Origin of the sequence: Paenibacillus sp. FSL W8-0919 (assembly GCF_038003785.1) — a bacterium.
GTDB classification, from domain to species: domain Bacteria; phylum Bacillota; class Bacilli; order Paenibacillales; family Paenibacillaceae; genus Paenibacillus_AQ; species Paenibacillus_AQ lactis.
Genome location: NZ_JBBOPV010000001.1, coordinates 3,574,260 through 3,596,083, shown reverse-complemented (window position 1 = coordinate 3,596,083; position 21,824 = coordinate 3,574,260). Strand labels below are relative to the sequence as shown.

The following is a 21,824-nucleotide window of genomic DNA, read 5'->3' as shown; positions in this document are numbered from 1 at the left end:
CCCTTACAGGTCATCCGACGAACAGTCTAGATTCCGGCGATCAGCACATCGGTCATATCGATTTGAATCAATCTGCCGGACGTTAACGACTTGTTGATCAGATTCTGCAGCTTGGCAGTAAACTGTTCACGGCCCTTCGAATCGTTTAACAGCTCGGGCTCCGTGTCGGCTAACGTCTTGATAATGATCGGTTTGATCTTGATTTCCTTGATTTTGTCGAATTCCGCCTTAGCTTTCTTGTCGCTTAACTGAAATGCAAAAGCCATCTGGGCAATGTACTGTGGATCCGCCAGATTTGTCTTAATGCCGGTAATTTCCGATGTCATCTCCACGATCTCGTCTGCCGACAGATTCGCAGCGGCAGGCTTGTCGCTGGCCGAAGCGGTTTTCGGTTCCTCCGTCAGCTTGTCGGACAACAAGAATATCGCAAGCACGATCAATGTGATGGACAACAAAATCGTAATTAACCAGGGTAGCATCTTTTTCATGAAGGTTCCTCCATTTGCTGCACTTTAATGGTTGCTTGATGAATGCCAACCTCGTGATGATACGCTTTAATGGAAGCTACGATGTCATTTGCACTTTCCAACACAATCAATCGTTTTCCATTAATCAATGTGATATAGGTGTCCGGAGTCTCTTCAACCATTTCGATCAGCAGTGCGTTAAGCCACATCTGCGACCCGTTTAACCTCGTTACCGATATCATGGGCTGCCTCCTTGTTCATAAAAGGGAGGGAGGATCCCCCCCTGATCCAACCTTATCGTTTCAGATTAACGACTTCCTGGAGCACTTCATCGGAGGTGGTGATGATCCGTGAATTGGCCTGGAAGCCGCGCTGTGCCACGATCATCTCGGAGAACTCGCCCGTCAGGTCCACATTGGACATTTCCAGCTGCCCCGAAATGATTGCACCGGTGCCTTCCTCTGCGTTATTGCCTTCGAACATGACAGCCTCGAGGTCTCCGTCCGGCACTGCGTTCAATGTCACGCGATACAGATTGCCGCCAATCTTCTCCAAACCTTCAGGGTTCGGCACCTTCGCTACCCCGATAATCGCGCCTTCAGCCGTTGTTCCGTCACTCATCTTCTGGATGATGGCACCGTTCTGAGCGATCGTGAACGCAGTTACGTCGTCTTCCAGCGTGATCGGCTCGCCACCGGAGTCGAGCACTAGGAAACCGTCAGACGTTACAAGGTTTCGCGCAACGTCGACATGGAAATCGCCGGCACGGGTCAGGAAAGGAACTTCCTGGTCATCGCTCAGCTTGACCATGAAAAATCCGTCCCCGTCGATGCGTAAATCCGTCGGGTTGTTGGTGACCATGGCGCTTCCCGGCGTATGCAGGGTATCGATCGAGCCGATCGTTACACCAAGGCCGATCTGCTTGGCATTAACGCCGCCTGTCGGATCGTCCGTTCCCGGCGTCACGCCGGACACCGTCTGGCTAAGAATATCTTTAAACATTACCCGTCCAGCCTTAAATCCAACGGTATTGACATTGGCAATATTGTTGCCGATTACGTCCAGCTTGGTCTGAAAGCCTCTCATCCCGGAAATACCGGAGTACATGGATCTTAACACAGGGATTCATCCTCCTTCTTATATGGGCCGCTTCTGTCGGTCGGCGGCCGCCTGGCTTCCTGACGGGCCAGCCAGTAAATCATGAAATTATGACTGCGCTGTCGATCTGGGTGAACACATTGTCCTTCATGGCGTTGCCATCCATCGCCGTGACCACCGTCCGGTTCGGAATATTGACAATGAGCGCCATATCCTTCATCAGAATCAGTGATTCCTTACTGCCTTTCGCTGCGGCTTTATCGATCGCGCTCTGGATTTGAACGAGCTGGTCACCCTTGATTTCAATCCCCCGCTGCTCCAGTCGCTTCGCGGCATGGTTGCTGATGCGGAGCAGATTTTCATTTAACAGCTCCTTGAAATTGCCCCTTGGCGCATCGGATGAAGCCGATACCGTTCGCCGCTCGGGCGATAGCGCGGCCGGATGCAATTTTCCGGGGTATAAATGGCCGATCATCATTCGATCACTCATGGCGCATTCCCTCCGGCCGAAGGTTCGCCCTGATCCGATTGCCCGGAATCCGGATCTCCTACGTCGGCAGGTGCCGGTTCAGAAGCAAGCGCGTCAGCCGCACCGGCCTCAGCTCCTCCTTGACTAGGCTCCTCGGGCTCGGCAGCCGGGTTCTCAACCCTCAATATATCGCTGAGCAGCACTTCGCTGCTGCCAACCTTGGCGTAATGAACGCCGTCCCGTACAATAATCGACTCCACGATTCCGGTCTTCATGACTAGGGAATCCGTACCGTCCTTCGGCGTTTCCGTCCAGGTGAGATCATCGGTATTGACCGATTTTTCCATCCAGCTGATCTCTTTGCCGATCAGACTTGAAGCCGAGCCTAGGGATTGACTCATTGCCGTTAACTGCGTGTTGATGTTCATCAGCTGTTCAAGGGAGGTGAATTGGGCCATCTGAGCGATAAATTCCCGGTCCTGCATCGGCTGAAGCGGATCTTGGTGCCGCAGCTGTGTAATCAGGATGCTTAGAAACTGATCCTTTCCCAGCTCTTGCCCTTTACCGCCTTTGTTACTGACATTTCCTTTCGAATAGTTCGGCCACATGTTGCTTGTGGATACTGGATTCGTTGCCATTCGTGTTCACCTCCTCGCAATTAAGCTTTCGCGGTAAATGTTCCGGCTTGAACAGCTTGTCCTTCATCGGCCTGCATCTCGGAAATCCAATCATGCCATTCTTCCGTCAAGCTGGCAGCCAGTACGGCATCATCCGAAGGGGTATCTTTCCCTTTCGAGCGCTGCTGGGACTGCTGCTGACCTGAGCCCGACTGTCGTCCGTCCTGATACATATTGGCTGTGGAAGGCTGACTGCTTTGCGTAACCTCGATTTTCTCCACTTGAAGACCTTGAGCAACGAGCGCTGTGCGAAGCTGCGCCATTTGCTGGTCGATCAGCTCTCTTGCATCCGCCTTAGCGGTCATGAATTGAGCGATCAGCTGTCCGTTTTGCATCGTTAATTTGATATCTACCTGACCTAAATGCTCTGGATTAAGCGATATTCTCGCTTCCGTGAAGCCTTGCTGCTTTACGATTTCGAGCTTGTTTATAATGAAGGAAGTCATTTCACTAGCAAACCGCTCGACCGGTACCGGAGGGGCTGCAGGTTTTACCGCTACCTGAGTTCCTGAACGAAGCGCTAGCTGTCCGGCGGTTACGGTGCCGTGTTCAGGCATCCATGGTTCGCCGCTTCCATTCGAGTCAGCCGCTTTAGCGGAGACTTCTCCGCCTTGGCCAGCATTCGGCAGAAGGCCAGCATTCGGACCAGCTGACGGCGCTGCGTTGGTGGACTGTGTTCTTCCAGCCGTCGCGGTTGCCGCTGCATTGGCCTCAGTCGCAGGTGCAGAACCATTTGCCGCCTGATGTGAAGGTTTCACATGCTCGGCTGCCTGCTTCACATTGCCTGCGCTGTTGCCCATCAAGCTGTGGAACGACTGGACCAGCTGGTGTACCGCGGTCTCCGTTCCCGGACTCACCTTTCCGGCACTGCTAATCAAGGCCTTTATCTGAGTGAGTGTGTCCTGGATTACAAAACGTACCGTGTCCGTATGCTGGGCTAGCGGGGACATTGCCGCGCTGCCATCGGATCCTTGGGCCTGGACGCCGGCGCCGTTTAGCACCATGCTTGCTTGAGCAAGCCAGCTCTGCAGCTCTTCAAGCAAGGCAGGGTCTTCCGCCAATGCCTGGTCCAGTTTATCCAGCTCCCCAAGCAGGCTTTGCAGCATTTCGAGCAATCCCTCAATCGCCTCATTTGTTTCAGCCGGCAAGCCTTGTACCAAACCTTCCAGCTTGACCGTTGTCTCCGAAGCAGCTGTAGAGGAGCCGCCGCCTGCGCTCGACATCTGATATGTCAACGTCGCATCAAATGAAGCGCCCGCTGGTGAGCTGCCTTGTGCGCTCGTCTTGCCGCTTGCCGAAGAGCTGCTGATTGTGGAGGACATGCCTTGCACTGTCATCGTCATCGTCTTATTCACCTCCTCTCCCGTGCGACCGGAAAAGTTCAGACCGTAAGCGGATCTGATGTTTATTTGGAGCCCATAAGTCGATTCAGTATTCTTGCTGCAAGCTCCGGGTCTTTCGAGGACATCGCGTTCATAATTCTGGAACGCGTCGCGTCATCGACCGTATTCAAGATGGTCATGGTCTTGGCCGGGCTGATTTTGTAAGTCTGCATCAGCAGCTCCGCCGCATTGGTCGGCGTCATGCCTGCAAACGTCTGATTCAGCTGATTTTTGTCCAGGTTGCTGCTGCTCGTCTTGCTGCTTGCCGCTTCCGTATCATTTTTCTTGATTCGGGATTGCAGCGCCGCGATCGCCAAGTCCTCGGAGGGCTTGGCATCCTTCAGCATCATCGTGGCTTCCGCCGCTGTCTTTGGGTCCATCTTCTCCAGGATCGCCACCCGGTTGCTGCTCTTCATCTGGCTCAGCATCAGCACCATTTCCTCAAGGGTCAAATTTTGCATGATCGGCGCAGCCTTGCTTGGACTCATGTCCGCATACAGCTTGGCGAGCTCACGGATTTGTTTCGTATACGGATCTTCCTCCTGCTCCGGGCTTCCGGTGTTCTGGTTCTGCAGCGAATCAATCTGGCTCTCCAGCTCTTTCACTTTGTTCTCCTGGGCGGCTTTCTGCTCGGTGACCTCGCTTAGCGTCTCCTCGCGCTCCGCCAGCTGCTTCTTCAGCTCAACGATCGTCGCTTCGGCGCTTTCTTCCTGCTCCTTCGCTTCTTTCAGCTTCTGCTCTTCCGGCGTCAGCACCGGATCGGGAACCCAATCCTTCACAATCGGAATTTTGTTCGCCAGATCGATCATGCCGTCCCGAACATCCGCTCTAAAGAAGATCGCAAGCGCCCCTAGAAGAACGATCGTAAAAATGGCCGGTACGAGAATCAGCAAAATCCGTTCAAATCCACCGCTTGATTCTTCCTTATCGAGCGGCATGTCTTTTCTTGCCACGTTCATTCCTCCTTCGCGGTCTTAACCCGGCTGCCAACGGATTCATTATCGGGCTTTGATCGCAAAACGTACCGTCGCCAGCTCGTCCAGCTCGTTTTGTTCCCGAAGGAGACTTTCATGCCGAAATTTCTCGTGCGATTTGTCTCTTGCTTTTAACCACACTTTTTCATCCAGCATTTTTTCCGATAAAATCTCCTGCTTCTTCGTAACATTTACATGGGCGAGCCGAATATCATTCCGTTTCCGCTCAATACACTGCTCCAAGTACTGAGCATAGCTCTGAATATTGCGGATTTCGGCGATTGCCGCGCACCGCGTAACGGCTTCCTGCTCGGCCGCATACATTTGCTCTCGCATCCGGTACAGCTCGGTCAGGCTTTTCTCCTCCGCCTGCAGCTTCCCGATGGCGCTCGACAGCATCCATTCGGCCTGGGTCTTCTCGTTACTCTTCAGGTCTACGATTTTCTGGAATGCGTATTGAAATTTCATTCTTCAAAGTCATCTCCTTGAAAATTCGGAAATCAGACGTTCCTGAACCTCGGCGAGCGTCGTTTTTTCATTTACTTTCTGCTTCGTATAATCCCATATCCGATGAATGTACTCGATGGATTCGTCGATGTCGGCGTTAGATCCCTGTTGGTAAGCCCCGATGTTAATTAAATCCTCGGAGTCCTTATATATGGCCATCAAGCGTTTTACGTTTTCCGAAGCCTCAATCTGCTCCTCCGGAGCGATGTCCTTCATCACGCGGCTGATACTGGCCAGCACGTCGATCGCAGGGAAATGTCCCTTATTGGCGATGCTCCGGTTCAGCACGATATGACCGTCCAGAATCCCCCGCACCGCATCGGCGATCGGCTCATTCATGTCATCGCCGTCCACCAATACCGTATAGAAGGCCGTAATGGAACCGTTCGGTCCGGTACCAGCGCGTTCAAGCAGCTTTGGAAGGCTTGCAAAGACCGAAGGGGTGTAACCTCTCATTGCCGGCGGCTCCCCGATGGCTAGTCCGACCTCGCGCTGTGCCATTGCATAGCGGGTCACGGAGTCCATCATTAGCATCACATTCAGCCCGCGGTCCCGAAAATATTCGGCAATCGTCGTCGCAATCAAAGCTCCCTTGATCCGGATCAGAGCCGGCTGGTCCGAGGTGGCTACGATGACGACGGAACGCTTCAGACCTTCGGGTCCGAGGTCCCGTTCGATGAAGTCCAGCACCTCGCGCCCGCGTTCTCCGATTAAAGCGATCACGTTCACGTCGGCCGACGTATTACGGGCGATCATTCCCATCAGCGTACTCTTCCCGACGCCCGAACCGGCAAATATGCCGACCCGTTGTCCTTTCCCGATCGAGAGAAGGCCGTCGATGGCTCTCACCCCGATGCTGATCGGCTCCTTCACTCTGGGACGATTCAGCGGATTTTGCGGAACGTTATGGGTTGAATAGTGCGGCATACGGGCCGGGATCAACGAGCCGTCTAACGGCTGCCCCAATCCGTCAAGCACTTTGCCCAGCAGTTCCGAACCGACCTGAACGCTGAGCGGCTTCCCGGTTCCCACCACATCGCATCCCGGTCCTACAGAATGAAGCTCACCGAGCGGCATTAGCAGTACCTTGTTGTCTCTGAAGCCGACAACCTCGGCTTTCAGCGGCTTGGATTGCTTCGTCGGATAGATATAGCACACGTCCCCGATGCTCGCATCCGGGCCTTCGGACTCTACCATCAAGCCGATGACTTGGGTCACTTTTCCGTTGATGCGGACCGGGTCCAAATGTTTTAAATGCTCGATATACCGGGCGCTATTCAGCTTCTTCATCCTGATTTCTCCGTTCTTCGTCATCGAGGGCGACGCGCACCAGTTCCTTCTTGATTTCCGCCAGCTGCGTATCGATTCGTGCATCCACGCTTCCGAAAGACGAGCGGATCACGCAGCCTCGGTCCTTCACCGTAGCATCCGGCAGGATTTGGAGCTCCGCCTGGGAATCGATCGCCAATGATAACTCTTCTCTTGCCGCGTACACAAACTCAAAATGCTCAGGGGCAACGCAGAGCGAAATCAAACCTTTCTCCCGTTTGCGCGCAAGATTCTTCCGAATCAGCTCCAAGGTGAACTCCGGTTCAATCGTCAGCTGATGATCGAGTATTTTCTCGGCAATGCTGCAGCTTAGCTCGACCAGAAACGGTTCAGCCTCCTGGATCAAATCTTCCTTTGCCCGGTGGGCAAGCTGCAGAAGCTCGCTGGCTTCGGCCGTTGCCTTCTCCAGCAGCTCCTTCATTTCCAGCTCGGCTTTGGCAGCTCCCTCGGAGTAGCCTTGGTTGAAGCCCTCTATCTTCAATGTCTCGGACAAATCCTCATCCTGCAGCCTTCGTTCCTTCCACCAAGCATCGATCTGCTGCTCGGCTTCAGCCAGCAGACGCTGGGCTTCCTCGGAGGCCTCGCGTATTTGCCGTTCGGCAAATTCCTGGGCATCGCGCAGCATCTCGCTCTTGATCCGCTCGGCCTCGGCCAGCGTGTGCATGACCGCCGGCGCAGCGGCGGGCGGTGCCGGCTCCGCTTGCGCTTCTTCGGCAGGAGCGGCGTACCGATGCGCTACATCCAACTCTTTCAAGACATCCATCGTTGTATAGTGGGACGGTTTGATCAAGTTAGACAATAATGTCATCTCCTCCGCCGCGGGCAATGATAACCTCGCCCGCTTCTTCGAGTCTTCGGATCGTGCTTACGATCCGTGTCTGAGCTTCCTCCACGTCACGCAGCCGCACAGGGCCCATGTACTCCATCTCTTCGCGGAAGGTTTCCGCCATCCGCTTGGACATATTGCGGAAAATAACATCCCGGACTTCCTCGCTTGCCACCTTAAGCGCAAGCTGCAAATCCGCATTCTCGACATCGCGAATGATGCGCTGGATCGAACGATTGTCGACATTGACGATATCCTCGAATACAAACATCCGCTTCTTGATTTCTTCGGCAAGCTCGGGATCCTGTATTTCGAGCGAATCCAGGATCGTCCGCTCCGTGCCTCGGTCGACTCCGTTCAATATTTGAACGATCGACTCGATGCCGCCTGCGTTGGTGTAATCTTGGGTCACCGTTGCCGACAGCTTCTGCTCCAGCACGCGCTCGACCTGAGCGATAACTTCCGGAGACGTGCTGTCCATGACCGCAACCCGCCGGGCAACCTCGGCCTGCTTCTCTTGAGGAAGCGAGGATAATATCGCCGATGCTTGGTCGTATTGCAGGTAGGAGAGCACAAGCGCGATGGTTTGGGCGTTTTCATTCTGAATGAAATTCAGGATCTGGCTCGGATCAGCCTTGCGGGCAAAATCAAACGGCCTTACCTGAAGCGTTGCGGTCAGGCGATTGATAACCTCCATCGCCTTCTGCTGCCCGAGCGCTTTCTCCAAAATTTCTTTAGCGTAATTAATGCCGCCTTGCGATATATATTCCTGTGCAAGACAAATTTGGTGAAACTCCTGAATGATGCTATCTTTCTCGCCGCTGTCGACCTTGCGCACATTCGCAATCTCCAGCGTCAGCTGCTCGATTTCGTCTTCGCGCAAATGCTTGAATATTTGTGCAGAGACTTCCGGCCCCAGCGTAATCAGCAGTATAGCGGCTTTCTGGCGCCCGGATAATTGTTGGTTGTTTCCCTTAACCAATGCTTCCACCTCTATTCCTCAGCCAGCCATGTACGCAGCAGATTCACGAATTCATCCGGCTTTTTCTTCGCCAACGTTTCGAGCTGCTTTCGGACCTGACTCTCGTTCGTTACACTCTCAAGATTGATCGATGGGAATTCGGTCACCGGCGGAAGCGGAATATCTTCCTCGAATTCTTCCTGCTGTCTTCTGCGTTTGCGAATGAAGAAATACGTGCCTCCCGCGATCAAAGCCAATGCAGCTATGCCGATTCCCCACAGTACCGGCTGGGACAGAACGGTTTTCGAATTTACATCCGGATTTACATTAAATACCTGCGAATTAACCGAAACTTTTTGAAGCAATTGTGCGTCTGTATAGGTAGTACCTGAATCGGCAAGCGAAGCTCTCACAATGTTGATGAGAATGTTCTGGATCGCCGTTCGGGTGTCTTCGTCCAGCGTTTGCTGGCCCGCAGGTGGTTCAACTGCGACATTAATGGTTAAGTCTTTAACAGTATATGGACTCGCAATGATGTCCTTTGTAATGCGATTCACTTCATAGTTGATGGTTGACGACGTCTCTTCCGACGTTGTCTGTCCGCTCTCGGAATCGCTCGGATACCCGGGAACCGCTTCTTCGCCCACACCGGCAACTCCGCCGGCAGGACTGCTGGTTCCGGTATAATTCTTCTGAATTTCCTGTACGCTGAGCTCGATCCCCTTCATCTCTTCTTCATCAACGGGGGTTACGAGATTTTCCTTGCTCTGTACCTGATCGAAATTCAGCTTGGAAGCAACGAGTACGTTCACTTTGCTTGACCCCATGTACTGGGACAGGAACTGTTGCACATTCTGTCGTACTTCGCTTTCAAATTTTTTCTGCAGTGCAAAGTTCTCTTCAACCCTGCCGATCAGTCCGCCCTGACCACCCTTGGCCGTGGCAAGAAGTTCAACTTCATCATTGGTTATGGTTATATTCTCGATCGGAAGGCTGGGTATGGCCGTCTTCACCAGGTTGTAGTAACCGTCGATCACTTCCTGATTCGGCCGGTATCCCGGTTTAAAATGCAGGACAACGGAGGCGCTGGCCTGATCTTCATTGTTGGTCTTGGCAAACACGCTTTCTTTCGGCAGATTGAGCAGCACGGTGGCATCTTGGACGCCCTGCATCTTCTCAAGCAGACGCTCAACCTCGCCGTTCAGTGCATTTACATATTTCACTTCGAACTCATTATCGGTCATGCCGATCGCGGATGCATTTTGCTCGAACGTTTCGAAGCCGATCGTTCCGTTTTGCACCAGGCCCTGTGAGCCGACGTCAATCTGTACTCTGGCCGCCTCGGTGCTCGGTACGGAGATGCTTCGTCCGTCCGGGCTCAGCTTGTAGGAAATACTCTGCGATTCCAGGTGGCTGATAATGCCGGCAGCATCACTGGAATTCAAATCCCGGAAAGCCACCTCGTACTTTGTCTTGGAGAACTGCATCGTCAGTACAACAAGTGCAATCAGTACGAAGACTACAGTAGCGGTCAACATTATTTTTTGCTTATTGCTAAATTGATTCCAATATTGGGTCACTCGATCCCGATATTGGGCGATTCTCTCGTTCACATCGTCACCCCATCCGAAACTTTGCTAGAAACATTTAGATTTGCGTGCGCATGATCTCTTGATAGGCTTCTACCACTTTGTTTCGGACCTGTGTTGTGAGCTGTATGCTCAACAGTGCCTGCTGGGCGGATATCATCGCCTGATCCACGTTGACTTGTCCAATCATCATTTTGTCGCTCATGACATGAGCCTGTTGTTCCTGTGCGGAAACAGAGTTCAACGCATCACTCAAATACGAACCGAAGCTGCGGATGGATTCGGCAGGAGTCTTCTCTGCCACCGTGGCTTGCTCTCGCATTTGAAGGGGCGAAACGCCCGAGGCTTGGAACATTGTGTTTTGAATCATCGATTTCCCCTCCTAATTTTCTGTATCTAAACGCCTACCCTACACTATCTGCCGATCTCCAGCGCCTTCATGATCATGGCTTTCGATGCATTAATGGCAGTCACATTGGCTTCATAGGACCGGGTAGCCGCGATCATATCCACCATCTCTTTTGTGACGTCGACATTAGGCATATAGACATATCCCTCGGCATTCGCGTCCGGATGAGTCGGGTTGTATACCTGCTTAAGCGGAGATGAATCCTCCTTCACGGCAGCCACCCTTACCCCTTGGCCCGCGGTTTCCCCGTTCATCTGGGCTCTAAGCATCCCTTCGAACGACTCGCTCTGCGGCGAAAGAACTACGGTCTTGCGGCGGTATGGTACCGCTTGTCCATTCTCGATCCGGGCTCTTGTCGTTTCCGCATTGGCAAGGTTCGAAGAAATGACGTCCATGCGAAGACGTTGGGCCGTAAGGGCCGATGCATTGATCGAAAAGCCGTTGCTAATATTCATGAACCTTATCTCCCCTCAATCGCTGTACGCATCATGCGAATTTGCTCATTCACCGCTTGTATGTACGAATGGTATCGGAGCTGGTTCTCCGCGAGCAGCACCATTTCCCGATCCGCATCGACATTATTCTCGTTGTTGTTCATAGAGCTGCTGCTGTCATTCGTAATCGAAGCGCTTGGAATGCTGCCGGTTGGACCGATCGGTATATGTCTTGGATCCGTCCTTCTCCCTTGCAGCGTAAGATGAGCTCCCTCCATCTCCTGTTTCAAAAGACTCTCGAAGGATACTTCGGATCTCTTAAAATGAGGCGTATCCGCGTTGGCGATATTGTTGGCAATGACGCTGTTTCTCAGATTCGCTGCGTCCAAACCGCCTTGAAGCCGCTGAAAGGAACTATTGTTCAACAGATTCACTAGCTCATTCCTCCTGACTGGACCTGCAGAAAAGTATTCCACTCTTCCTAGCTAAATCCTCTTTTTTCGACAAAAAACATAATCCGTACGCCCTAATCTAGGTCTTAAGTAGAAAAAGACAGCATGATGTCACATAAACTAAGTTTCTTAAAGATTGGGACTTTTTACAATAAGAAAAAAGCCCTATCTTTTTCCAAGAATAAGGGCTTTTTATTCATTTTCGTTTCGTTTTTTTCTAAAATATTGCAAATCTCAATACTGATTTTGTAAAATTTAAAGTTTTCTTCCCAAGGTATAGGTCCAGGTGCAGGTCCGCTTGTTCACAAAAAATTACGAATTCGGTCCTGATCGCTTCCAACATACGCAAATATTTCGACATCTTGGACTTCATTTGCATCGACAAACATTTACACCTGAGCGCCTTCTTTGCCGAATTACAAAATATATTGGCTCAAATCCCGATCCTGGGCGATGCCGGCCAGCTTTTCTCTCACATATTGGGGCGTAATGACCATGCGCTCCAGCGTGAGCTCAGGCGCCTCAAACGACAGATCCTCCAGCAGCTTCTCCAGTATGGTATGGAGCCTGCGGGCGCCGATATTTTCAGTGTTTTGGTTTACTGAGGCAGCAATCTGGGCAATCTCCCGAATGGCCTCCGGGGAAAATTCCACTTCGAGCTCTTCGGTGCGCAGCAAATTGATATATTGCTTGGTCAGCGCATTCTTCGGTTCGGTCAAAATGGACACAAAATCATCCAGCGTCAAGCTGTTCAGCTCCACGCGGATCGGGAAGCGGCCCTGCAGCTCCGGAATCAGATCTGACGGCTTCGCAATATGGAAAGCGCCTGCGGCGATAAACAGCACGAAATCCGTCTTCACCGGCCCGTACTTCGTCATGATGGTAGAGCCTTCCACGATCGGCAGGATGTCGCGCTGAACGCCTTCCCTGGATACATCCGGTCCCGATTGGCGGCCTTGGCTGGCAACCTTGTCGATCTCATCGATGAAAATAATGCCCGATTGTTCGGCACGCCGGATGGACTCCTGGATGACATCATCCATATCTATCAGCTTGGCCGCCTCCTCTTGCGTAAGCACCTTTCTCGCTTCCTTAACGGACAGCTTGCGCCGCTTCGTCCGCTTCGGCATCAGGCTGCCGAACATCTCCTGCATATTCATGCCCATCTGATCATTCCCCTGCCCCGCGAACATATCAAACATATTCGGAGCGGTGTCCTCGACATCGATTTCGATCGTCTCATCCTCAAGCTTTCCGGACAGCAGATTGAAACGGATCTGTCTCCGTTTCTCCTTCAGGCTTTCGTCTTTATCCTCCGCATCATCCTCTACGGCCTGAGACGGATTGTTGCCTCCGAACAGCATCTCAAACGGATTGCGCTGGCTCTTCTGGCTTTTGGTTGATGGGGCCAGCAGCTGCACGATCCGCTCGTTCGCCATCTCTTCCGCTTTATCCTTGACCTTCTCCGTGCGCTCCAGCTTCACCATGCGAATTGCTGTTTCCACAAGGTCGCGAACCATCGATTCCACGTCGCGTCCCACATACCCGACCTCGGTAAACTTCGTAGCCTCCACCTTCACAAAAGGAGCGTTCACCAGTTTTGCAAGCCTCCGGGCAATTTCCGTTTTGCCGACGCCCGTAGGACCGATCATCAGGATGTTTTTCGGAACGATCTCATCGCGCTCCTCATCGGACAGCAAGCTGCGCCGATAGCGATTGCGAAGCGCAACCGCAACAGATTTCTTCGCTTCCTTCTGGCCGACAATATATTTATCCAACTCGGAAACAATTTGTCTTGGAGTCATAGATTCTTTATTCACCGTGAATACCTCCCGCCCTGATATGGCTATACGCTGCCGTAAAGCATGATTACAGCTCTTCTACAATAATATTGCTGTTCGTATATACGCAAACCTCTGAAGCAATCTGAAGCGCCTCTCGCGCGATATCCTTGGCCTCCATATGCGATGCATGCCGTTTCAGCGCACGTCCTGCCGAGAGCGCAAAGTTGCCTCCCGAGCCGATCGCCAATACATCGTCGTCGGGCTCAATAATTTCGCCCCCGCCGGAGATCAGCAGCATCCCTGTCTTATCCACCACAATCATTAAAGCTTCCAGCTTCCGCAGCACCCGATCCTGGCGCCAGTCCTTGGCCAGCTCCACGGCCGCGCGCTGCAGGTTTCCATGATGCTCCTCCAGCTTGCCCTCAAATTTCTCAAACAACGTAATCGCATCCGCCACAGAACCGGCAAAACCGGCGACAACTTGTCCCCGGTAAAGACGGCGCACTTTTTTGGCGGTCTGCTTCATGACTACACTTTCTCCGAACGTGACTTGGCCGTCGCCGGCAATGGCTGCTTTGCCATTATGCCGTACTGCACAGATCGTCGTAGCGTGAAAAGTCATTTCCATGATGGCGGACCTCCCCTATTTTTAAAAGTTACAGCGTATTCAGTTGGTTGTCATAAATGAATTTGCGAATATGATCAAGAGCGCGATTAGCCAAAGCTTCATTCTTCTCTTTCTTATTCCGGATCCGGGTCTCAAGCTTCGGCAGCAGTCCGAAATTCGCGTTCATCGGCTGGAAATTATCCGGATCGGCGTGCGTAATATAATAGGCCATGCTGCCGATCGTCGATTCCTGCGGGAATACTATCCCTTCTTGTCCACGCGCTGCTCTTGCTGCATTGATGCCTGCAATCAATCCGGAGGCGGCGGACTCAACGTAGCCCTCGACCCCCGTCATCTGTCCGGCGAGATACAGATTCGGACGCGTCTTCACCTGATAGGTTTGCTGAAGCAGCTTCGGCGAATTGACGAACGTATTGCGGTGCATAACGCCATACCGTACGATCTCGGCATTTTCCAGACCCGGGATCATCGAAATAATCCGCTTCTGCTCTCCCCATTTCAGATGGGTCTGGAAGCCTACCAGATTGTACAGCGTGCCGGCTGCATTATCCTGACGCAGCTGAACGACGGCGTAAGGAAGCTTGCCGGTATGCGGGTTCACCAGTCCGACCGGTTTCATCGGGCCGAACAAAGCCGTTTGCTTGCCCCGCTTCATCATGACTTCGATCGGCATGCAGCCCTCGAAATAAATTTCCTTCTCAAACTCTTTGAGCTGGGCAACTTCGGCGTTGACCAGCGCATCGTAGAAAGCATCGAATTCCTCTTCCGTCATCGGGCAATTCAGGTAGGCGGCCTCGCCTTTGTCATAGCGGGAAGCAAGATACACCTTGCTCATATCAATGGAGTCCTTCTCTACGATCGGTGCAGCCGCATCATAGAAGTAGAAGTAGTCTTCGCCCATCAGCTCGCGGATTTGAGCCGACAATGCGGGAGAGGTCAAAGGTCCTGTCGCAATGACAACGATCCCTTCTTCAGGTATATGCTGAATTTCTTCATTTACTACCTCAATTAACGGATGCTGATGAAGCGTCTCCGTGATTTCGCCGGAGAAGCCGTCACGATCCACCGCAAGCGCCCCGCCCGCTGGCACGGCGTTGCGGTCCGCCGAACCGATCACGAGCGAGTTCAACATGCGCATCTCTTCCTTCAAAACGCCGACCGCATTGGTCAACGTATTTGCCCGGAGCGAGTTGCTGCAGACCAGCTCTGCGAACTTGTCTGTATGATGGGCCGGCGTCTTCACGACCGGCCGCATTTCGTATAAGGTAACGGGAATCCCGCGGCTTGCGATCTGCCAAGCCGCTTCACTGCCAGCAAGGCCTGCCCCGATCACCGTTACTCTCTGTGTGTCTGTCAACGTCATTACCCCCTGTATGCCTACATCTCTGATGCTTCGTCCTGTTCCTCAACCATTTCGGAATAGTCGCAGGAAGTGCATTGAAGCTTGACCCCCTGCTTGCTCTTCTTCTCTACCATTAAGCTGCTGCAATTCGGACACGGTTTAGGCGAAGGTTTATCCCAGGATACGAAATCGCATTCCGGATAGCGGTCGCATCCGAAGAAGATACGCCCCTTCTTGCTCCGTCGTTCCACGACATGGCCTTCCTTGCACTTCGGACAAGTTACGCCGATGTCTTTGACGATCGGCTTCGTATTCCGGCAGTCCGGAAAACCGGAGCATGCCAAAAACTTCCCGAATCGTCCAAGCTTATAGACCAATGGCTTGCCGCATTTCTCGCAAATCTCGTCGGAAACCTCGTCTTCAATCTCGATTTCCTTCATTTCTTCCTCAGCAACCTCAAGCCGCTTCTCGAATGATTTATAGAATTCCGACAGCACCTTGACCCAATCCTCGGAGCCTTCCTCGACATGGTCCAGGTCTTCCTCCATGTTTGCCGTAAATTCCACATTCAGAATTTCGGGGAAAAATTGCTCCATCTGCTCGATGACAAGCTCCCCCAGCTCCGTCGGGACAAACTTCTTATCCTCAATGGCAACGTAGCCGCGCTTCTGGATCGTTTCTAGCGTTGGCGCGTAAGTACTCGGCCGTCCGATTCCAAGCTCCTCCAGCGTCCTTACAAGCCGCGCTTCGGTGTAACGCGGAGGCGGCTGGGTAAAGTGCTGCTTCGGCTCGATATCCTGCTTATCCAGCTGGTCGCCCGTATGCAGCTCCGGAAGGTATTTATCCTCTTCGGTCGTCCCGTCGTCATTACCCTCAACATAGACCTTCATGAAGCCCGGAAAGCGAACCTTGGATCCGGTAGCCCGAAAAACGGCAGTACCTGCCGATATATCCACAGAAAGCGTATCCAGTACAGCAGAGGCCATCTGGCTGGCGACAAAGCGTTCCCAGATCAGTTTATACAAGCGAAGCTGATCACGGCTCATGTACGGCTTCACCGATTCCGGATCCCGAAGGACGGACGTAGGCCGGATGGCTTCGTGCGCATCCTGCGCATTTGCCGCTTTCTTTGAATACTGCCTAGGGCTTTCGGGTACGAACGGTTCTCCGTATTTCTCCGTAATGTACTCCTTCGCCTCGTCTTGCGCGGTACCGGATATCCGGGTAGAGTCGGTACGCATGTACGTTATCAAACCGACAGTGCCTTCCTTGCCGAGCTCCACGCCCTCATACAGCTGCTGGGCGACCGACATCGTCTTCGCGGCCCGAAAACCGAGCTTGCGCGCCGCTTCCTGCTGCAATGAGCTTGTCGTGAACGGCGGCGACGGATGACGCTGACGCTCGCGTTCCTTGACTTCGCCGACCGTGAAAGAGGCATCCTTAATCGCTGCAAGCACCTCGTTCACGTCCTCCTGGCTGGACAGCTCCTTCTTCTCCCCGTTCAGCTGCGTAAACTTCGCTTCGAACGAAGAGCCCTTCACGGCCAGCTTCGCCGTGATCGTCCAATATTCTTCCGGCACGAATGCGCTGATTTCGTTCTCGCGATCCAGAATGATCTTGACCGCAACGGATTGAACGCGTCCTGCCGACAGCCCCTTCTTAACTTTCTTCCATAAAAGAGGGCTGATCTTGTAACCCACCAGACGGTCAAGTATCCGCCGAGCCTGCTGGGCGTTAACGAGATCCATATTAATTTTGCGCGGCGTCTTGAAGGCATCCTTGACCGCCGTCTTCGTGATTTCGTTAAATACGACCCGCAGGCTTTGAGATTCATCCAGCTCCAAAGCATGGGCAAGATGCCATGCGATGGCTTCCCCTTCGCGATCGGGGTCAGCTGCGAGGTATACTTTCTTTACCTTTTTGCTAGCATCCTTAAGTTCCTTTAAGACAGAACCTTTTCCGCGGATCGTAATGTATTTCGGATTGAAGTCGTTTTCCACCTCAACCCCGATCTGGCTTTTCGGCAAATCGCGCACATGACCCATCGAAGCCTTCACGATATATTTGCTGCCGAGATATTTGCCAATCGTCTTCGCCTTGGCAGGCGACTCTACGATGACGAGTGAATCCGCCACAGGTTCATCCTCCTCTCCAACATTCAACTTTCCCATTATATGATCTTATATATAGCACCGGGTAATTGGGTTATCTGCTTTTTTATGATTAAAGATAACAGAACTGAATGCAAATGTCCAAAATCCCACTGGGTCCCCTCCAACAACTCATCAAGCGACCCGGGTCCCTGTTCGAGCATATGGTAAACGTGCCGTTCATCGTTTGTCAACCCGGAATCCATGCCGGGGAGGCTCGAATGAGGGGCCTGCCGCTCCTTATTGTATGTATTGGGAGCCCTGTTTGGCAACCAGGAATCATATTCCTCGATAATATCTTGGACGTCCGTCACCATCTTGGCCCCCTGTTTAATGAGGGCAAGCGTTCCCCGGCTCTTGGGAGAAGTGACTTGTCCCGGAACCGAGAAAACATCCCTTCCGGCCTCCAGCGCATAATCTGCTGTGATCAGCGATCCGCTGCGGGCATCCGCCTCCACGACTACGGTTCCAAGGGACAAACCGGCAATGATTCGGTTTCTCCTCGGAAAAAATCCCGGGTGGGCTTTCGTGCCTGGAGGGTACTCGGAAACAATCAATCCCGATTCTGCGATCCGTTCATACAAGGACCGGTGCTCTGCAGGATAGATGACATCAATCCCCGCACCGAGAACCGCAATCGTTGCTCCTCCGCTTGTTAAAGCCGCCTCGTGCGCGGCGCTGTCAATTCCCCTGGCCATTCCGCTTACGACAGCCAGCCCGTACCGCGTCAGCTCCTCGGCCAATAGGCCGGCCATCTTGCGGCCATAAGCAGTCGGCATCCGGGTCCCGACCATGGCAACGCCGGGCTGGTTCAAAAGCTCCGCACGGCCGATCGAATAGATTACCCAAGGAGGCTCGGACATTGAATTCAACCGCTCGGGATATTGATCATCGAGGGCTGTAATAATACGTATTTTGGAACGGTTTGTCAACTTCCATACATCCCCACGGGAATGCCCTGCGCTATCGCCCGCAGCATTTGACATCCGCTCCAGCAATTGTTCGACGCTCGACGGAAACCGTTTCGACAATTTATTCGCCTGCTCGACAGACAATCCACAGCTTCTCCAGTCATTCACACCATAAGAAATCATGCCTTCATGCAGCTGGCCGTGCATCATAATCCGGTGAATCGATTTCCATCCGATGCCTTCACTTTCATGCAATGCTGCCAGCAGCGCGCTCTCCAGCTTCATTCCAGTCTCCTCCTTCAAAATAAACAGAAAAAGCAACCTTTCATCTCCTGAAATCAGGACATAAAAGGTTGCTTACCTAATTTTAATATATTGGGTTGCGCAATTAGGCCAAAAGCTGCCTCGCGTTCATACGATTAATGAGTAGTGCAAGCCTCAAGCAAGCCCTTCTCCTCAAGCACACTGACAAGCGTCGATCCCATTTCGGCCGGTGTCGGAGCGACTTTAATGCCGCAAGCCTCGAGTACAGCAATCTTCTCTTTCGCTGTCCCCTTGCCACCGGAAATGATCGCGCCGGCATGGCCCATGCGTTTGCCTGGAGGCGCAGTTGCCCCGCCAATGAAGCCGACAACCGGTTTGGTCATGTTGGCTTTGATCCACTCGGCAGCTTCTTCCTCGGCCGTACCGCCGATTTCACCGATCATGATAACGGCTTTCGTGTTCGGATCCTCATTGAACAGCTTCAAGACATCGATAAACTCGGTGCCTTTAACAGGGTCTCCGCCGATTCCCACGGCAGACGATTGTCCGATGCCGCGTGCAGTCAGCTGATGAACCGCCTCATAGGTCAGCGTTCCGCTTCGCGATACGACGCCGACATGGCCCGGCGTATGGATGTAGCCCGGCATAATCCCGATCTTGCATTCGCCCGGCGTAATGACACCCGGACAGTTCGGCCCGATCAGGCGGGTCTTCTTGCCTTCCATATAACGTGCAACCTTCACCATGTCCAGCACCGGAATGCCTTCCGTGATGCAGATGACAAGCTCCATCTCGGCATCAACAGCCTCCATGATCGAATCGGCTGCGAATGCAGGCGGAACATAGATTACGCTTGCGGTTGCGCCGGTCTTCGCTTTTGCTTCCTCAACGGTGTTAAACACCGGAAGCTTCACGGTAGTTCCGTTCTCCAGCGTAATTTCCACTTCCGTGCCGCCTTTGCCCGGCGAGGTTCCGCCGACCATTTGCGTACCGTAATCGAGGGCGCCTTTCGCATGGAACAGAGCCGTTTTACCTGTAATCCCTTGTGTGATAACTTTTGTATTTTTATCGATCAAAATACTCACGATTGATTCACATCCCCTATTGTTATTTGAAAATGAAAGCAACCGCACGGCCGGACGGTCGAGCGTCCTTAGGTGCCATGCCTCTTCAGGAATGAATTATTACTGAACGAGGGAGACGATCTTCTGTGCTCCGTCGGCCATGGAATCAGCTGGTACGATGTTAAGACCGGACTCGGCCAAAATCTTCTTGCCGAGGTCAACATTCGTTCCTTCCAAGCGTACAACAAGCGGACGGGTCAAGCCCAGCTGCTTCGCTGCTTCAACTACACCGGTAGCGATCACGTCGCAGCGCATGATGCCGCCGAAAATGTTGACGAAGATTCCCTTAACTTGAGGATCGGACAAAATGATCTTGAAGGCTTCGGTAACCTTCTCGGTCGTTGCACCGCCCCCAACGTCAAGGAAGTTGGCAGGATCGCCGCCATAGTATTTGATGATGTCCATGGTAGCCATCGCAAGACCGGCACCGTTAACCATACAGCCGATGTTGCCGTCCAGAGCTATGTAACTCAAGTCGTATTTCGATGCTTCGATTTCTTTCTCGTCTTCTTCGTCCAGGTCGCGAAGCTCGACAATGTCCTTGTGACGGAAGAGCGCGTTGGAGTCAAAGTTCAGCTTGGCGTCAAGGGCCATGACGTTGCCGTCGCCCGTAACGACCAGTGGATTAATCTCGGCGATCGAGCAGTCCTTCTCCACGAACGCCTTGTACAAGGCCAGCATAAATTGGACGGCTTTGCCGACCAGCTCGTTCGGAATATTAATGGAATACGCCAGCTTCCGCGCTTGGAACGTTTGAAGTCCGACAGCCGGATCGATGACTTCCTTGAAAATTTTCTCAGGCGTTGCCGCTGCAACTTCTTCGATTTCCGTACCGCCTTCTTCGGATGCCATCATGACGACGCGCCCTGTAGCGCGGTCTACAACAACACCGATGTAATACTCTTTGCGAATATCGCAGCCTTCTTCAATAAGGAGGCGCTTGACTTCCTTGCCTTCCGGACCGGTCTGGTGAGTCACCAGCACTTTGCCCAGAATTTCTTCGGCATAGGCGCGAACCTCTTCAAGGCTCTTTGCCACCTTGACGCCGCCGGCTTTACCGCGGCCGCCTGCGTGGATCTGCGCTTTAACAACGGTTACGGGACTTCCCAGGGATTTGGCAGCTTCCACTGCTTCATCCACCGTAAACGCAACCTTGCCGTTCGGAACAGCGACTCCATATTGCTTCAGTACTTGTTTTCCTTGATATTCATGGATATTCATTCTCGAATCCTCCTATCAACATGACTGGAACAAGGCGGGCTGCATGGGAGCGCTTCAATGACGCCGCTGCCCCTGTCAACCTTTATATAGTAAACCCAAGCTATTGTAACATGTTTTTAAAACGCTTACCTTAAAAATGTTCACAGATTCTCCACTCTATTTGATATAGGTATGATTCCTTCTGGAGAATAATTGGAAATTAAAGGTTAAACAAATCGTTATTTTTTTAAAAATGCTTTGAATACTTTGACAGCAACAAATCCGATCACAAATCCGATAACAGCGAGAATCAACAATAGCACAACCAATGTAATAATAATGTTCTCCCACAGGATGTTCATAGCTACCTCCTCTGCAATAAAGATTTCCAATATCATCTAAATATGGATTATAGCATATTTCCCTCCGAAATCCCTTCCATTTCGCTCTATTCTTTGAATTATTTCACGAAGCTGTATAAGCAGTACAAGGGGATGCCTCCTTCTAACTCTCAGTTTGGGGTCTGAAGTTGAATAAGTGGGGGGGTGGGCGTTTTAGTTGGGCGTTTTAGTTGGGCGTTTTAGTTGGGCGTTTTAGTTGGACTTTTTTGGGAGACTTTGGAGGGTAACTTTACATTGGCGCCAGCAAGTCCCTTTTTGGGACTTGCTCCGGGCTTGGAGCTGCTTTTCGCGCCCACAAGTCCCTTTTCGGGACTTGCTCGGGGCTTGGAGCTGCTTTTGGCGCTCACACGTCCCTTTTTGGGACTTGCTCCGGGCTTGGAGTTGCTTTTGCCGCTAGCAAGTCCCTTTTTGGGACTTGCTCCGGGCTTGGAGTTGCTTTTGGCGCC

The 21,824-nt window shown here is 52.5% G+C and carries 22 protein-coding genes; all 22 read right to left on the bottom strand.

Annotation, left to right across the window (positions count from 1 at the left end):
* Positions 1 to 26: 26 nt before the first annotated feature.
* Positions 27 to 488: a flagellar basal body-associated FliL family protein gene (locus NST44_RS16395; protein WP_007128747.1), complete on the bottom strand. Its 462-nt coding sequence runs from the start codon at positions 486 to 488 to the stop codon at positions 27 to 29.
* Positions 485 to 709 carry a flagellar FlbD family protein gene (locus NST44_RS16390; protein ID WP_007128748.1) on the bottom strand — a complete coding sequence of 75 codons (225 nt, stop codon included), beginning with the start codon at positions 707 to 709 and terminating at the stop codon, positions 485 to 487. Before NST44_RS16390 ends, NST44_RS16395 begins: the two co-directional genes overlap by 4 nt.
* A gap of 52 nt (positions 710 to 761) precedes the next feature.
* Positions 762 to 1,586 (bottom strand): flagellar basal body rod protein FlgG, encoded by an 825-nt coding sequence (gene flgG, locus NST44_RS16385; RefSeq protein WP_007128749.1) that lies wholly within the window; start codon positions 1,584 to 1,586, stop codon positions 762 to 764.
* Between the two features lie 79 nt (positions 1,587 to 1,665).
* Positions 1,666 to 2,055 (bottom strand): TIGR02530 family flagellar biosynthesis protein, encoded by a 390-nt coding sequence (locus NST44_RS16380; RefSeq protein WP_007128750.1) that lies wholly within the window; start codon positions 2,053 to 2,055, stop codon positions 1,666 to 1,668.
* Entirely contained in the window at positions 2,052 to 2,672 is a 621-nt protein-coding gene (locus tag NST44_RS16375) for a flagellar hook capping FlgD N-terminal domain-containing protein (protein WP_007128751.1), read from the bottom strand. The genes NST44_RS16380 and NST44_RS16375 overlap by 4 nt, the downstream gene beginning before the upstream one ends.
* A gap of 20 nt (positions 2,673 to 2,692) precedes the next feature.
* Positions 2,693 to 4,054 carry a flagellar hook-length control protein FliK gene (locus NST44_RS16370; protein WP_007128752.1) on the bottom strand — a complete coding sequence of 454 codons (1,362 nt, stop codon included), beginning with the start codon at positions 4,052 to 4,054 and terminating at the stop codon, positions 2,693 to 2,695.
* A 62-nt stretch (positions 4,055 to 4,116) separates the two neighbouring features.
* Positions 4,117 to 5,052, bottom strand: coding sequence for a MotE family protein (locus tag NST44_RS16365; protein WP_100085182.1), 936 nt, complete (start codon positions 5,050 to 5,052; stop codon positions 4,117 to 4,119).
* Between the two features lie 39 nt (positions 5,053 to 5,091).
* Positions 5,092 to 5,535, bottom strand: a complete 444-nt coding sequence (gene fliJ / locus NST44_RS16360; protein WP_007128754.1) for a flagellar export protein FliJ — start codon at positions 5,533 to 5,535, stop codon at positions 5,092 to 5,094.
* A 9-nt stretch (positions 5,536 to 5,544) separates the two neighbouring features.
* Complete coding sequence (gene fliI, locus NST44_RS16355; protein WP_007128755.1) at positions 5,545 to 6,864, bottom strand: flagellar protein export ATPase FliI; 1,320 nt, start codon at positions 6,862 to 6,864, stop codon at positions 5,545 to 5,547.
* On the bottom strand, positions 6,848 to 7,702 hold the full coding sequence (locus NST44_RS16350; RefSeq protein WP_040738187.1) for a FliH/SctL family protein: 855 nt from the start codon (positions 7,700 to 7,702) through the stop codon (positions 6,848 to 6,850). Before NST44_RS16350 ends, fliI begins: the two co-directional genes overlap by 17 nt.
* Positions 7,695 to 8,711, bottom strand: a complete 1,017-nt coding sequence (fliG, locus tag NST44_RS16345) for a flagellar motor switch protein FliG (protein WP_007128757.1) — start codon at positions 8,709 to 8,711, stop codon at positions 7,695 to 7,697. Before fliG ends, NST44_RS16350 begins: the two co-directional genes overlap by 8 nt.
* A gap of 11 nt (positions 8,712 to 8,722) precedes the next feature.
* Entirely contained in the window at positions 8,723 to 10,303 is a 1,581-nt protein-coding gene (fliF, locus tag NST44_RS16340; protein ID WP_007128758.1) for a flagellar basal-body MS-ring/collar protein FliF, read from the bottom strand.
* Positions 10,304 to 10,337: 34 nt separating this feature from the next.
* Entirely contained in the window at positions 10,338 to 10,649 is a 312-nt protein-coding gene (fliE, locus tag NST44_RS16335) for a flagellar hook-basal body complex protein FliE (RefSeq protein WP_007128759.1), read from the bottom strand.
* A gap of 44 nt (positions 10,650 to 10,693) precedes the next feature.
* Positions 10,694 to 11,143, bottom strand: coding sequence for a flagellar basal body rod protein FlgC (gene flgC, locus NST44_RS16330; protein ID WP_007128760.1), 450 nt, complete (start codon positions 11,141 to 11,143; stop codon positions 10,694 to 10,696).
* A 5-nt stretch (positions 11,144 to 11,148) separates the two neighbouring features.
* Complete coding sequence (gene flgB / locus NST44_RS16325; RefSeq protein WP_007128761.1) at positions 11,149 to 11,556, bottom strand: flagellar basal body rod protein FlgB; 408 nt, start codon at positions 11,554 to 11,556, stop codon at positions 11,149 to 11,151.
* Positions 11,557 to 11,990: 434 nt separating this feature from the next.
* On the bottom strand, positions 11,991 to 13,394 hold the full coding sequence (gene hslU, locus NST44_RS16320) for an ATP-dependent protease ATPase subunit HslU (RefSeq protein WP_007128762.1): 1,404 nt from the start codon (positions 13,392 to 13,394) through the stop codon (positions 11,991 to 11,993).
* Between the two features lie 49 nt (positions 13,395 to 13,443).
* Entirely contained in the window at positions 13,444 to 13,986 is a 543-nt protein-coding gene (gene hslV, locus NST44_RS16315; protein ID WP_007128763.1) for an ATP-dependent protease subunit HslV, read from the bottom strand.
* Positions 13,987 to 14,014: 28 nt separating this feature from the next.
* Complete coding sequence (trmFO, locus tag NST44_RS16310; RefSeq protein ID WP_373872060.1) at positions 14,015 to 15,349, bottom strand: FADH(2)-oxidizing methylenetetrahydrofolate--tRNA-(uracil(54)-C(5))-methyltransferase TrmFO; 1,335 nt, start codon at positions 15,347 to 15,349, stop codon at positions 14,015 to 14,017.
* 14 nt (positions 15,350 to 15,363) lie between these two features.
* Positions 15,364 to 17,463: a type I DNA topoisomerase gene (gene topA / locus NST44_RS16305; RefSeq protein ID WP_007128765.1), complete on the bottom strand. Its 2,100-nt coding sequence runs from the start codon at positions 17,461 to 17,463 to the stop codon at positions 15,364 to 15,366.
* A gap of 35 nt (positions 17,464 to 17,498) precedes the next feature.
* On the bottom strand, positions 17,499 to 18,674 hold the full coding sequence (gene dprA, locus NST44_RS16300) for a DNA-processing protein DprA (protein ID WP_007128766.1): 1,176 nt from the start codon (positions 18,672 to 18,674) through the stop codon (positions 17,499 to 17,501).
* 134 nt (positions 18,675 to 18,808) lie between these two features.
* Complete coding sequence (sucD, locus tag NST44_RS16295) at positions 18,809 to 19,738, bottom strand: succinate--CoA ligase subunit alpha (RefSeq protein ID WP_007128767.1); 930 nt, start codon at positions 19,736 to 19,738, stop codon at positions 18,809 to 18,811.
* A 99-nt stretch (positions 19,739 to 19,837) separates the two neighbouring features.
* Positions 19,838 to 20,998: an ADP-forming succinate--CoA ligase subunit beta gene (sucC, locus tag NST44_RS16290; protein WP_028405690.1), complete on the bottom strand. Its 1,161-nt coding sequence runs from the start codon at positions 20,996 to 20,998 to the stop codon at positions 19,838 to 19,840.
* Positions 20,999 to 21,824 lie beyond the last annotated feature (826 nt).